Origin of the sequence: Flavobacterium sp. (assembly GCF_035292545.1) — a bacterium.
Taxonomy (GTDB): Bacteria; Bacteroidota; Bacteroidia; order Flavobacteriales; family Flavobacteriaceae; genus Flavobacterium.
Genome location: NZ_DATDPV010000026.1, coordinates 1 through 12,438, shown reverse-complemented (window position 1 = coordinate 12,438; position 12,438 = coordinate 1). Strand labels below are relative to the sequence as shown.

Below are 12,438 nucleotides of genomic sequence, written 5' to 3'. Positions count from 1 at the left end.
AAACCACCGTTGTAAACCAGGGTTTATAAAAATCCCTATTGGGATTTCTTAAATTTTATCCACTACCACTTACTAATCTTGCAATTTTTCTTGATAGTGGATAAACTGTTAATATCCCCCAATTATGTATTTCAAATTCTGTTTCATATTCAACAAGTGTTTTTGCTTCTGCTTCATTTTTTGCTATGGCAAAAGCTGAACAGGTTGTATAGTCTGGGTAGAATTCTGTCCAAACAAACAGTCTTAATTCTGACATGATGTACTCCTTAAAGATTGAATGAAACCTGTTCTTGAGTTAGCTTCATTTCTTTTGCAGCAAGGGAGGCAAGCTCTAATTTCTCTTGCGGAGAAAGAGCTTTAAGCTCTGTTTGGAATTTAACAAGAGTTTGTCCAGGAAGCAATCCAAAGAATTGTTTCAAGACAACAGCTTCGCTTTTTCGTGTACCTTCCATGATTCACCTCTTTTTGATTGGTTCGTAGGGGTTGAAAGATAAGTAGGTATAACCTACTTCTTTGTTTTCGGTGGCTAAACGTCTTAACTCAGATAAAAAAATATCTCTGCCCCACTTGTATTCAAAACTTGCAAGAAAACGCCATCTTCCATAACGTTTCATGTAAATTTTGTATGGTTCAATCTTCTTCATATTTAATCTCCCTTGAAAACTGTTCGTCTTTTGCTAAATCATTTAGAACAGAAAATTCACGAAATAACCATTTTAAATCATCATCGGATAATTGATTTATCCATGCTGACTTTGTAAGCGTGGTTATGTTAACCATTTCGTCGATGAATTCGGCCAATGGATTCATGATACTCTCCTAAAGATAAAGGGTAAAAAGCCATCTTACTATGACTTTATGGTTACGTTCGTACTTTCTACAAAATTCTGTGTATATTTTATAAGCAGTCTTGCAATCAAAAACTTGGTAAATTTCGGGTGTAAAAATATTAAAGGAGTTTATATCCAGCCAAAATTCAGTATTTTTAACCGTATTTTCAATAATGATCGTGTGCATTTGAATTTCTCCATTTGTTGTAGCTATATAACGACGAAAGTTACTAAATGTTTCGTCAAGATGCAAGAAAAACTTTAATTATTTTTAGTTGTATGATACAACTAACTGTTATGGTTACACTTCATATTTTTAAAACTGTACTGCATAACAGAATATTTTAAAGAAGTATTGACAAATGGACGATAATTTTATATATTGGTTTTGTTAACAAAATATCCATCCCTCCCCACTTCTCCTAAGCGCCAACTTACATAAGTAAGTTGGCGTTGTGGAGAAAAAACTTAGGAGCTTATAAGGTTAAGATATATTGTATGATCTATATTTTTCGTGGAAAAGACGGAAAGATTAAATCCCCTTTTGATAATTTAAGGGGGATTTTTTCAGTAAGGGTGGGAAAAAGGACATTTAAAACACGAAAACAAATAAAGAAATATGTATTAAAAATACGAAAAGAAAAAAGTAAAAAAATAAAATTTGATGTAGATGAAATGAAATATGAAACACAACTTACAAGATTACAAGGTTTGGGTTATCATCACAAATTTAATACTAAAGTATCATGGTTTGAAATAGGTACAGCAGAAACATTTATAAAAATGTTCAAAGACTTTTATAATTTTGTAAGAAATAATTATAAAAAAGAACTTAAAAAAGCTTTATCGGTAAAATTTGGTGTGACTCTTACAGATAGTGAAACAAATGAAGCTGTATCAGAATTTACAAATTTTCAATTGATTGTTTTTAAAGATTTAGTTTTAGAAGATTTATTTGGAAACGTACAGGAATTGATTGACAGAATCTTAGAGCTTTCACAAAGATATAATGTAGTAAATCTCAGTATTGCAATTCTAACAATCATGTTTCTTGTAGGAGGAAAGTTATGAAAGAATATGAAATGAAAACCTGTTACTCTTGTTATTTTTATAAAGTTTGTTCTGTACCTTTTGTCGTAAAGAATGCAGTAACAAATGCAGTTGTTGATATTGAGTTGAATACAGCTTCCTGGCAAAAAGTATTTGAGGCTATTGGTGATTCATGTAGGGAATATAGAAAAAAATCAAATGGAGAATGAAAAATGAGTAAAAAAATTTGATATAAGAGATACAAGGATAACAGTACAAATTTATTGCTGTCCAAAATGTCATGCTCCAAATAGATTAAAAACTGGAGAATGTTGGAATTGTGGAGCTGAACCTAAATATTATGAACTGTTTCATTTTTTAATGGGATATGAATATTTTAATCGTGGTAATTTAGGAAAAGAAGAATGAATTATTTTACACTCGATATGGAGTGGAATCCTGAAACCGCACAATTTCAATGTGCGGTTTTATATTCTCCGAAACATAGTCATATTGAAAAAAAATCAGTTCTTAATCTTATTGAAAATGGTATTTTTAAAATTGAAGAGAAAGAAAATATAATTTTTGCTCATTATGGCGGTGCAAGTGATTTTCTTTTTCTTCTTAGAGAGTTGGTAGGAAAAAAAAGTGTATACATTCTTGAAAAAGAATTTTACGAAGTTGGTGGAAAGATAATTTCTTTTTCTATTATATATAAAGGTAAAAAATTTCAATTTAGAGACAGCTATGCAATACTTTATGATGGTCTTGATAAATTAGCACAGTCTTTTATAGGACAGAAAAAAATTTATGATAGCTCAAAACTTGAGACAAAACAAGAACAATTAAAACAATGTTTTAATGATGCAAAAATGTTATGGGAAATAATTGAAAGTTTTATGAATGAATTAAATCTTGAATATCTTCCACTCACATATTCAAGTCTTGCTTTTTCTGATATGAAAAAACGTTGTGATTTTAGTAAACTTATAATTCAAACTAAAGAAGATTATGAACATTTTTTACCATGGTTTTCAGGTGGTCATGTTGATGTTTATAAAAGATATTCAAAATCAGTATTTCAATATGACATTAAGTCTTCTTATCCTTTTTCACAATATAATTATGGATGTCCTATTGGTAATTTCAAAATGGTTTCTAAACGAAAACAAGGTAAGGCTGGATTATATACAATTTCTTGTAATAGTAAATTATATAATCCTTTTTTGTGGTATAAATATAATTCTAAGCTTTATTTTGTTAATGGTCAATGTTGGTTTTATGTAACTGACATTGAGCTTGACAAACTGGAAGAGTTAAATATTGAATACAAAATCCTGGGTGGTTTTGAGTGGAATTTGGATAAAGATTTTTTTAAGGATTTTGTTTCATATTGGTTTAATTATAAAGAACGCGGTGGAGCAAGACGGTTAATTGGTAAATATATGTTAAACGGTGGAGGATATGGAAAATGGGCGATAAAAAGAAATAGAGATAAGATTGTTTTTGGTAATGAAGCTGAAAGATTTTTTAGTCCAGACTTTAATATAGGAGTAAAAAAAGAATGGGTAGATTTTAGTTATAGTCAAATTCATATTGCAAGCCGTATAACAGCGGGTGGCAGGATTTTATTATTTGAAGCACAAGAAGCATTTAAACATGAACAATTATGTTATTCTGATACGGATTCTGTTCATGTTCATGATTATGCAATTAGAGAAGAACAAAAATTTTTAGGTGGATTAAATTTTGAAAATTCTTACAATAGAGGATATTGGCTTGGAAATAAATTTTATGGTCTTGCTTCTGATAGTGAGTTTAAATGTATTCTAAAAGGATTTCCTGAAAAATTCTATGAAGAAAATTTTAAACAAGCATTAAAAGGTAATTTAACTTTTAAATATTCTAAACAAAAGTTATTAAAATTTCGTTCAGCTTTAAGTCGTAGTTCTGATTTTGTTGCAATTAGAGAATTTTTAAGAGAAGTAAAATCACTTGAAATAAAAAGAAAACTTGATTCAAACGGAATTACAACACAACCATATTTTGTAACTTCAAATGGAGAATTGAAATGAATACTTTTTCAATTATTTTTGTTGTTTGTGGAAATTGTTCATATCCACTTAGCCTGACTGTAAGAAGACATCATCCCAATTATGAAGACAGCTTAAAAGGTACTCATGGTAATCTTGCAGACTGGAAATGTCAAAAATGTGGTTGGGAAATAAGCAATACAACACTTTTGCCTGATTGTCGTATTGTTGAAATTGAGCATGATACTTTTGAACGTTCTATTATCGAAACATATCCCAAAATTTACAAAAAAGGAAATGACGTATGAATGATCTTCAATTTTTTATCTTATCCGGTTTGATTATCTTTTGGATGGGTACTGAATGGAAAATCTATCTATCTGAGAGAAATCATCGCAGATGGTTGCGTAACACTATAAATTCATTTCTCGAATATCTACATAAACAACGATTTTTCGAGAAAAACCCTCTTTAACTTCAAAGGTGAAATATGAAACGCAATGACAAAAGTAACATTGAAGAAAAATTTCCGAAAAATCCTGAAAATTTGAAAAAAACTGTTCAGGAAAAGCCTATTCGGAAAACTTCTACAAAAAAGAGTGACACTCTTGTTTATGATGAAGAAAATTCTGTTTGGAAAGTTCCTGAAAAGTTGACCGGTTTTCAACGTCCGGTTGTTATGAAGTTGGAAAAAATAGGGGATTTTATTGAAGGTCTTTACGAGGGTTTACAACCGGTTGAATATAAGAAAACCGGTGGAGTTGGTGCTATCATGCTTCTGCGTCAACGTGACAATTCTCTTAAAGCAATCAATGCCGGATATGACGTACAAAGATTCTTGCATGAATCTGGTTTTGGTGAATTTCTTGGAGAGTACATCAAAATTGAATTGGAGAATTTTGTTGACACAAGCGGTGGAGCATTAGCTCCAATGAAGCAATATGCTTATTACTACAATCAGGAACTTATTCCAAAATTGAAGGCCGGAAGAAATTTTACCATGTCGCAACTTCCAACGTCAAAATTTTCTTCGGAGAGATTGATTTCTTCTGTTTCAGAAGTTCCAAAAGAAAAATGGGAAGATGAAAATAATTCTTGATTTTTGAGAATTGTTTTCTTATATTTCTTTTGTTGCTTAACGTCTCAAATGTAAGCGCACAGAATTTGGCCAAATTCTTTCTGTGCGCTTTTTATTTATTTTTTTGGAGAAAAAATGATTTTTGACTTTACAAATATAGGAAAAGGAAAAGAAATTGCTTTTAAATTTGTTGATTCTCTTCCTTTAAAAAGTTTGGAAACAATTCATCCAATTGTTTCCGAACTTTTGGATTACATCGAACAAAAGATTGGAGAAAAATGTCATGGCAAAGTGGAAAAATCCAGATGAACTTGAGACTTTTATTGATAATTTGGAAAAAAGCAATAAAGTTTTGAGTGATGAAGTAACACAGCTTAAAAAAGAATTAAAAAAATTGCAAGCTATGAAGAAAAGTGATTTCGAACAATGGTTTTATGGAGAAAAAAATGAAAACGACGAAGATGAAAAAGAGTGAAGTAAGTGTTTCGGAAAATGGAAACATTGAAATTGATGGATCAGATGATCCTAATCCATATCCGGAGGATATTCTTGAAAAAGCTGAAAATGCTGTTCTTTCTGATCTTCCTGACAAAAAGAGAAAAAAATATCAGAGAGATTATGGGGATAGACCGGAAAATCTAAGAAAACCGGTTTCACAAATGAGTTCTAAAGAAAAAGTTGAACTGAAGAAATGGGAAATTTCTCAGCTTACTGGTGAATCAGAGGAAAAAAAAGACGCAGTATATACAGAGGAAGATTTATTTAATATGGGGTCAATCATTCTTCCTTTTTTTGCTGCTCGAATGCCGGTTTATAAACAAGTATCTGAAGATGAATTTCAAAAATTTGGGAAAATTTTTACTCCACTTGCCAATAAATATGCGAGTCCTTACGGTCAATGGAAGGATGAATTTAATGGCTTACTTTTTGTATTTTCTTTTGTAATGTCACGTGTAAATTTTGAAATCGGAAAAGGTGAAAATGCACAATGAAATTACTCTTATTGTTGGGAAGCTTGGTTGTGGGAAAACCACACTTGCGAGAAAAGCAGTACAAAATTTTGAAAAAAATATTCTTGTTATTACCAATTTTGGACAGGACTTTTTGGGATTACCTATTTGTGAAAATTTATCCGGTATCATTGAGTATGATATTGCTGTCTTTGTTAATGATGATTCTACAACTAACGAAATAGCCATACGTTACTCTTACGAACGTGGTAATGGACTTCTTATAGTAGACGAAGCCCATCTGTATCAAGATTCCGAACAGTTAAAAAAAGTCATTCGTTATTCTCGTCATAAAAATCTTGATATTATTCTTATAAGTCATTCTTTCTTTGATTTTGCACGTTTGAACAGACAGCTTATACATAATGTTATTGTTTTCCAAATGACTGAACCGTATGAGCTTTCTTATGTCGAAAGAATAAACTCTGAAGTTAATCCAAGAAATTTACAAAATTATGAGTTTATTGTCGTACAAGGACAAATTCCAAAATGGTTATCAAAAAAAGACTTGACTTTTAAAGAAAAAATATGTAAGTTAAAATTGAAATAAGGAGGTTTAAAATGCCACGAGCACATAAGGGACATAAAGCTAAAAAATGGGGAAAAATTGGTGCTCCAAAAAGTGCAAAGAGAAAAAGATTTCTTGCACGAGTACGGAGAAAAAGACGTTCACATTAAAATGGAGTAATCACAAATGTTTAAATTCCCACCTATCAGTACTGTTGTTTGGACAGTTCTGATTGTAGTCCTTGCAGACGTTCTTGGAATTACCGACATGGTAAAGGGTTTTGTTGGTGGTATCATTCCGAAGCGTTAATGGAGGAAGAAAATGATAAAAGATTTTCTCAAATTGATTGTTGGCGCACTTGCGCCGTTTGCTTATGACTCGTTGAAACAAAAGTATCCGAATTATCCTTTGACAAAAGATAATTTTACATCACAAGCTATTTGGCTTGTAGATGCTTTTGTACCAACAAGTTTTAGTGTCAAGGATGCCAAATATTTTATTGGTGTACTAAATAATGCCGGCATTCCAGTCACTCTTGTAATTGAACAAAAACAAAAAGAGGTTAAGTAAAATGCCTGGAAAATTTATTGACTCTGTTTTAATGAATTCTGGAGGAAAAAGTATCAAAATTCTTCCTGGAATGTATGGAAGTTTAAACTTCAGGTTTAGTGGAGCTCAGTCTGGAGCTACTGCACCAACTCCTACAGAATTGGGATTTTTGAACATTTATTATCGTAACAAAATTCGTTCACGTATTCGTTTTACTGAGCTTGGAGTTTACAACGACAAAAAGTATGGAGCACGTGAATTGGTGCAAAGTGCTGGAGATACACAAGCATTTTCGTTTAATTTCAAGCTTCCTTTTCAACATGCAGACGACCATGAAAATATTTTTTATACAGGAATGGAGGGTGAAATGCGTATTGAGTGGGTTCCAGATTCCGCACTTGCAGCAAGGGTTTCTGCGGCTTCTTTTTTACATGTGACCGGTTCTGAACGTCTTGGAAAAATGAAATACCTGTTTTCATGGGGTAGAACAGAAATTGCAATGGTTGCTGGTCGTACTACACCTGAGAGAATTCTTCCTTATAATATCATGTCACTTTTTATTGAATATGACACGGATATTGATGCTATCGATCTTTCCGTCGATGGTAAAGCAAAACTCGAATCAGCCGAGCTCGTAGAGGTTTTGAATGACGACTTGCTTCGCAATAGAATTGAGACTTATTCAGCCTCGGGTTATGCGGAGGTTGATATGGTTGAAGCAAAGTCAGTTCTTGAAACCCTTAATTCAGATGTTTCTTTGATTTTGAACGGTTCAGCAGCAGATACAATTTCTTGCTTCTGGACATACGCAGATTATCAAGATTCTGCGAATCAGGTTGCTGAGACTGTTTACGCACAAGAAAAAGAAAGAATTCTTACCACGAAAGTATCATCTGGAGGAATTGGTGCTATTAAGGTTGCATCAAAACTCATTCTTTAATATGGCACTTCAGGAAACAACACTTAAAAATGGCGGAAGTTTCGGAACATTTTCGCGTGGTGGTGTGGAATTAACTCCTAAAACCGGTGGAATAGCACCAACTGATATTCCAACTCCCGTTGAAAATGTTCCGGATACTTCTGTTAAAACTGGTACGGTAAAGACTGAGCCGGAACAAAGTCCTAATGTACTACCAACAGGAAATTGTCAACTTTGTGGACTTGTGCAAGATTGGATAAAGAAAAATCCCATGCTTGCACTTCTGGCAGGTTTTCTTATTGTGAAAATACTTTTAAAGTAGGTGAATTATCATGCCTTTTCCTGTAGTACTTGCAGCAGCTAAAGCCGGTGTGCTTTCTTCTCAATTGAAAGAATTGAAATCAATGGGAGAAAAAATTTTAGGAAAATTGACCGGTTGTAGAGTTAAACCTAAAGGTACTCCACATGATGAAGTCAGGAAAAAACTTCCGAAGTTGTGGTATCAATATGGAGCTGTTGATGCAAGTTCAAATTGGATACCAGGAAGTCCGAAAGAAAATGGAGCCACATTTGAAACATCAAGTGGAGCATGGCTTGATTCCGTAGCAACACAAAATATGATAATTTCAGGTTCTGATAGGGATAAACTTGAGGCTACTGCAAGAAAAGAATGTGAAACACTTACACATGATACCAGTCTTTTTACTGAGTATCGTAATCCTGATCAATATCGTGGAATTGTTCGGTTGAAAGATGGATGGTTATATGATGCAAATTTGTATGGGTTGCAAGGTGGTTCAATGAATTCGCCTGTTTCATATCCGAATATTGATCGAAAAAAAATTCCTGAAGAAATTTCATCTACGACCGGTCAAACTCGTGAAAATGAAAATAAGTCTATTGGTGCGGGTTTTAATCCCCTTGCTTTGATTGCATTACTTCCTTTTGTTTTGGGTAAAAAATAAATGCCAACAATTTGGAGTAAAAATAAGGATTCAAGCAGCACACTTTCTGCTCTTTCATTGGAGGAAGGTATTTATACTTTTGTCTTTGAGAATACTATATTGACAAAATATACTATTCTGGCAGCGGCACAAAAGTATAAAGACAATGGTCTTGTAGAAAATCTCAAAGGCAAGAAAATTGAAGTAATAGGAGTAAGGGAAACACAAAAACAATTTGAAATTGATATTGAAGTTACTAAAGGGGAGGGAAGTCCAACTGAAGCGGGGTTCGTAAGTGTTTCTCTGCTTTTGGGAGCGTTGGGAATTGTAGCAATTTGGTTTTTAATAGAAGTCCGTAAAACTTTTACTCCTAAAACAATTATTCCGCTTGCTGCTGTAGCTATTGGCGGACTTGTAATTGCATCAAAGTTTTTTAAATGACAACAATTTTTCTCATACTAATAGCCTTCCTTTTGAATCGTGTTCGAAGGGGAGGCTTTTTTACTCTTACAGATAGAGGTGAAACAATCAAACAGAAATGGGGACATTTAACGTCTATTGCAAGTATAAAATGGGGAATTCCAGAAAATGTAATCATTGCAACAATCGGTATTGAATCAGATGGTAATCCGAATTTGGTAGGCAATTTAAAGGAAATCGGGTTGATGCAATTACTTCCCGAAACATTTTCAGATTACGAACGTAGAAATAATGTGACAATATTCAATCCATTTAACCCTGCAAACAATATTGATGCAGGAAGTTGGTATCTTTCAGAAGTTCAAAAAAACTTTCCTTTGGAGAAATGGTATGAGAAAATACAGGCTTACAACGTGGGGATTGCAGGGTATCGTAAAGGTAGACGTAATCCTGATTACATTAATCGTCTTCGTTTGTTTGTCAATTTTTAGCTGCGGAGAAAATGAAATGTCAATAGAAGTACCAAGTACAATCTTTGTTGAAAATGTCTATTTGAATACAGGTTTCCCGGACAGAAAAATAGAAGTCGGAGAGGCAAAATACATACAGGTTTTAAATTCTGTTATTCCTGGAGCCACATTTTCGAGTTTGGTAACAGCAAGATTGGTATCCGGACTTGGTAACGTCACACCAACTTTTTCAGGAAGTGATCTTGTAACATGGAATCGTTGGCATGATATTCTTCCGTTGTACCCCAAGTCAGTAATTGAACTGCCAAACGGAGTAAAAAATATTTATCTGAGTGCTCAAGGACAATTTCCTACGGCTACCACAAATATCGGAAATATGTCAATGGTTTATGACCGTGCAAGAAGCACTCCTTTAATGGTTTTACTAACTGGAGAAATAAAGTACAATAACAATTTCAATTCATGGGTTTTCGTTCATGGTTTTCAAGGACTTCTTACAACAACTTTGAGTCAGGTACAAATTGATTTTACTCACTCCATGCAACAACTTCATTCAATAAACGTTTTTATTGAAGCTGCTGTAAATCCTGTTCGGTTAAGAGTCCAAAAACAATTTCAAGCGTTTGAAGATTTAACTACTTATGAAGAAACAATCGTTGATGAAAATCCCATTGCATCTTTTCCATTTTCAATTACTTATGATGTAGATGCTGGTTATTCAACCGTAACACGTGTTGTTATTGACGGTGGTGGAGCACTTGAGGGTGGTTCAAATAGATGTTATGTTCAAGCTGTTTACAAAGAATGAGAAAATTTCTAATAAAACATTTAATGGAGTTTATGATCATGAATGTTGTATTGTCATTTGCCATTGCAATTTTAGTTCTTTACATTTTTCCGGTAAGAGATGCCATTTATGCACAATTTACTCCAACATACAGTCCTTTTAAAAACGAGCTTAATTACATCACTCAGAATTTTAAAGGTAGAGGAGTTAGACTTTTTCAACAAAGTCAAACTTCCGGACTTGAACCATTAAGTATTTATGACAATCTTGGTAATAAAAAAATACAATTTTGGGCTTACGACTATGGGGATAATGTACCAGGAACCAGTATCGTTCTAAATAGATCGCAATATGATGAAAATGAAGTAATAAAATGGTCACAAAATGATACGTTGTTGTATAATACAGGACTTGATATAACAATTAACGATACATTAGGTTATGACTTAATTTTGTTATATTCATTTGGAATTCCAGGAAGTGGAAACCCGATTGGTGACGTATTGAGATTTAGCTCGAATTCGCAATGTAACTTCGGAACTGGAATAGGAACGCCGAGGGGAAACGATTCACAATTTCGAGTAGTTACCGATTCAAGTTGGGGTGGTATCCATAGTTATGCACCAAACAGTTTTGCCTACAAAGCAACGAATGAATCAGCAAAAGGTTTATATACATTCTCAAGCGGTTTTTGGGATGCACAAGTTTATGAAAGTTCATTGGATGCAGGTGCAAGAAATTGGGCTAATTGGAAAAAAGGTACTTTCAATTGGCGCATGGGACAAAATTCTACTGGCAGACTTGTGCTTTATGGCGGAACTAATGCTACAGCTACAAGTCCTGGAAACGTTAGACTTGTGTTTGATACTCTTTCTACAGCCATAGGTCTCGGGTTTGATAACGATACAGAGTCATTTGCAGACGGATCAAATTTATTTGCCAAGAAATCCCTGAATAAAGGAAATGGGGAAGTAAATATCGAGCTTTTCGATAAAACGTCTGCTGCTGCGGGAGTAGGAGGAAAAATAAAATTCTCAGGCTGGAAAACCGGTACCGGTTCTGCCGCAACTTTTGCAGAAGTGGAAGGAATAAAAAGCAATAATACAGCAGGAAACGAAAACGGTGACTTTTCAATAAGAACAAATTTAAATGGCACAGGTTTGAGAGAAGCCCTAAGAATAACAGCAGATAAAAATATTTTACTAAATGGCGGAAGGTACTTTGTTACTCCGAGTGTAAATCTTACAGAAGGTGTTGCTACAACCATTTTCACCCTGGATATGGGTGTGGCACAACCATCGGTGTCCGGAGGTCAAATTTATTGGACAATTTGGTGTAACGACGGTGATGCACCTGCCGTAACACAGGGTGAACATCATGAAACACGGTTTATTTCCGTATATAGTGCCGATGTTATAAACGTAGTCCAATCATCTTTAACATCATTACAACATTTGGATGCAGGTACATTAACTACCACCGAATCCTTTGTTCAGGTGGACAATACAGTACAGTTTAAATTAAATTCCACCAGTTCATTAACACAAACTGTATTGAAAGCACAGGCTGTTATTTTTATAAATTATGGTAGTGGTATAAAATGAAATTTAAAGAAGCCGATGAATCAGACGTGTGGGAAGATAGTGACGATCCCAACGATATTCCTTTTGATGATAATTGGAATGATGAATCTGAAATTTTACCGGATGAAAATCATCCTGTAGTTTAAAACCCTGGTTTACAACGGTGGTTTCTAAAACCAGTCCGTCACTGAACCAGGGTTTTTTATTTTCCCCGGGCTATAACACATTATAATATGTGACCTATTATGAAATATGTGACGTACAGACTTATGTTGACA

General features: G+C 33.7%; 21 protein-coding genes. 18 read left to right on the top strand and 3 right to left on the bottom strand.

The window, feature by feature from the left end:
• Nucleotides 1-55: 55 nt before the first annotated feature.
• From VI621_RS04470 to VI621_RS04460, 3 genes are all read right to left on the bottom strand, one after another.
• A complete protein-coding gene (locus VI621_RS04470; protein WP_324217181.1) occupies nt 56-256 on the bottom strand; it encodes a hypothetical protein in 201 nt (66 codons plus the stop codon).
• Nucleotides 257-266: 10 nt separating this feature from the next.
• Entirely contained in the window at nt 267-452 is a 186-nt protein-coding gene (locus VI621_RS04465; protein WP_324217180.1) for a hypothetical protein, read from the bottom strand.
• Nucleotides 453-630: 178 nt separating this feature from the next.
• Complete coding sequence (locus tag VI621_RS04460; protein ID WP_324217179.1) at nt 631-810, bottom strand: hypothetical protein; 180 nt, start codon at nt 808-810, stop codon at nt 631-633.
• A 467-nt stretch (nt 811-1,277) separates the two neighbouring features.
• Between VI621_RS04460 and VI621_RS04455 the strand changes: the two genes are divergently transcribed.
• The 18 genes from VI621_RS04455 (at nt 1,278) to VI621_RS04370 (ending at nt 12,306) form a co-directional block, all read left to right on the top strand.
• Nucleotides 1,278-1,901, top strand: a complete 624-nt coding sequence (locus tag VI621_RS04455; RefSeq protein WP_324217178.1) for a hypothetical protein — start codon at nt 1,278-1,280, stop codon at nt 1,899-1,901.
• An 11-nt stretch (nt 1,902-1,912) separates the two neighbouring features.
• On the top strand, nt 1,913-2,089 hold the full coding sequence (locus VI621_RS04450) for a hypothetical protein (protein WP_324217177.1): 177 nt from the start codon (nt 1,913-1,915) through the stop codon (nt 2,087-2,089).
• Nucleotides 2,090-2,305: 216 nt separating this feature from the next.
• Nucleotides 2,306-3,934: a DNA polymerase gene (locus tag VI621_RS04445; RefSeq protein WP_324217176.1), complete on the top strand. Its 1,629-nt coding sequence runs from the start codon at nt 2,306-2,308 to the stop codon at nt 3,932-3,934.
• Nucleotides 3,931-4,200 carry a hypothetical protein gene (locus VI621_RS04440; RefSeq protein ID WP_324217175.1) on the top strand — a complete coding sequence of 90 codons (270 nt, stop codon included), beginning with the start codon at nt 3,931-3,933 and terminating at the stop codon, nt 4,198-4,200. Before VI621_RS04445 ends, VI621_RS04440 begins: the two co-directional genes overlap by 4 nt.
• 182 nt (nt 4,201-4,382) lie before the next feature.
• Nucleotides 4,383-4,991 carry a hypothetical protein gene (locus VI621_RS04435; RefSeq protein WP_324217174.1) on the top strand — a complete coding sequence of 203 codons (609 nt, stop codon included), beginning with the start codon at nt 4,383-4,385 and terminating at the stop codon, nt 4,989-4,991.
• 262 nt (nt 4,992-5,253) lie between these two features.
• Nucleotides 5,254-5,445 carry a hypothetical protein gene (locus VI621_RS04430; RefSeq protein WP_324217173.1) on the top strand — a complete coding sequence of 64 codons (192 nt, stop codon included), beginning with the start codon at nt 5,254-5,256 and terminating at the stop codon, nt 5,443-5,445.
• The gene (locus VI621_RS04425; protein ID WP_324217172.1) at nt 5,432-5,962 is read left to right on the top strand and encodes a hypothetical protein; all 531 of its coding nucleotides are present in this window, start codon (nt 5,432-5,434) and stop codon (nt 5,960-5,962) included. Before VI621_RS04430 ends, VI621_RS04425 begins: the two co-directional genes overlap by 14 nt.
• On the top strand, nt 5,952-6,530 hold the full coding sequence (locus VI621_RS04420) for an ATP-binding protein (RefSeq protein WP_324217171.1): 579 nt from the start codon (nt 5,952-5,954) through the stop codon (nt 6,528-6,530). The genes VI621_RS04425 and VI621_RS04420 overlap by 11 nt, the downstream gene beginning before the upstream one ends.
• A gap of 144 nt (nt 6,531-6,674) precedes the next feature.
• Nucleotides 6,675-6,797, top strand: a complete 123-nt coding sequence (locus VI621_RS04415; protein WP_324217170.1) for a hypothetical protein — start codon at nt 6,675-6,677, stop codon at nt 6,795-6,797.
• Between the two features lie 12 nt (nt 6,798-6,809).
• A complete protein-coding gene (locus VI621_RS04410; protein ID WP_324217169.1) occupies nt 6,810-7,058 on the top strand; it encodes a hypothetical protein in 249 nt (82 codons plus the stop codon).
• Nucleotide 7,059: 1 nt separating this feature from the next.
• Entirely contained in the window at nt 7,060-7,977 is a 918-nt protein-coding gene (locus VI621_RS04405; protein WP_324217168.1) for a hypothetical protein, read from the top strand.
• 1 nt (nt 7,978) lies between these two features.
• A complete protein-coding gene (locus VI621_RS04400) occupies nt 7,979-8,278 on the top strand; it encodes a hypothetical protein (protein WP_324217167.1) in 300 nt (99 codons plus the stop codon).
• Between the two features lie 10 nt (nt 8,279-8,288).
• Nucleotides 8,289-8,921, top strand: a complete 633-nt coding sequence (locus tag VI621_RS04395) for a hypothetical protein (protein WP_324217166.1) — start codon at nt 8,289-8,291, stop codon at nt 8,919-8,921.
• The gene (locus tag VI621_RS04390) at nt 8,922-9,341 is read left to right on the top strand and encodes a hypothetical protein (RefSeq protein ID WP_324217165.1); all 420 of its coding nucleotides are present in this window, start codon (nt 8,922-8,924) and stop codon (nt 9,339-9,341) included.
• 32 nt (nt 9,342-9,373) lie between these two features.
• On the top strand, nt 9,374-9,811 hold the full coding sequence (locus tag VI621_RS04385; protein WP_324217164.1) for a transglycosylase SLT domain-containing protein: 438 nt from the start codon (nt 9,374-9,376) through the stop codon (nt 9,809-9,811).
• Between the two features lie 16 nt (nt 9,812-9,827).
• Complete coding sequence (locus tag VI621_RS04380) at nt 9,828-10,598, top strand: hypothetical protein (protein WP_324217163.1); 771 nt, start codon at nt 9,828-9,830, stop codon at nt 10,596-10,598.
• Nucleotides 10,595-12,181 carry a hypothetical protein gene (locus VI621_RS04375; RefSeq protein ID WP_324217162.1) on the top strand — a complete coding sequence of 529 codons (1,587 nt, stop codon included), beginning with the start codon at nt 10,595-10,597 and terminating at the stop codon, nt 12,179-12,181. Before VI621_RS04380 ends, VI621_RS04375 begins: the two co-directional genes overlap by 4 nt.
• On the top strand, nt 12,178-12,306 hold the full coding sequence (locus VI621_RS04370) for a hypothetical protein (protein WP_324217161.1): 129 nt from the start codon (nt 12,178-12,180) through the stop codon (nt 12,304-12,306). Before VI621_RS04375 ends, VI621_RS04370 begins: the two co-directional genes overlap by 4 nt.
• Nucleotides 12,307-12,438 lie beyond the last annotated feature (132 nt).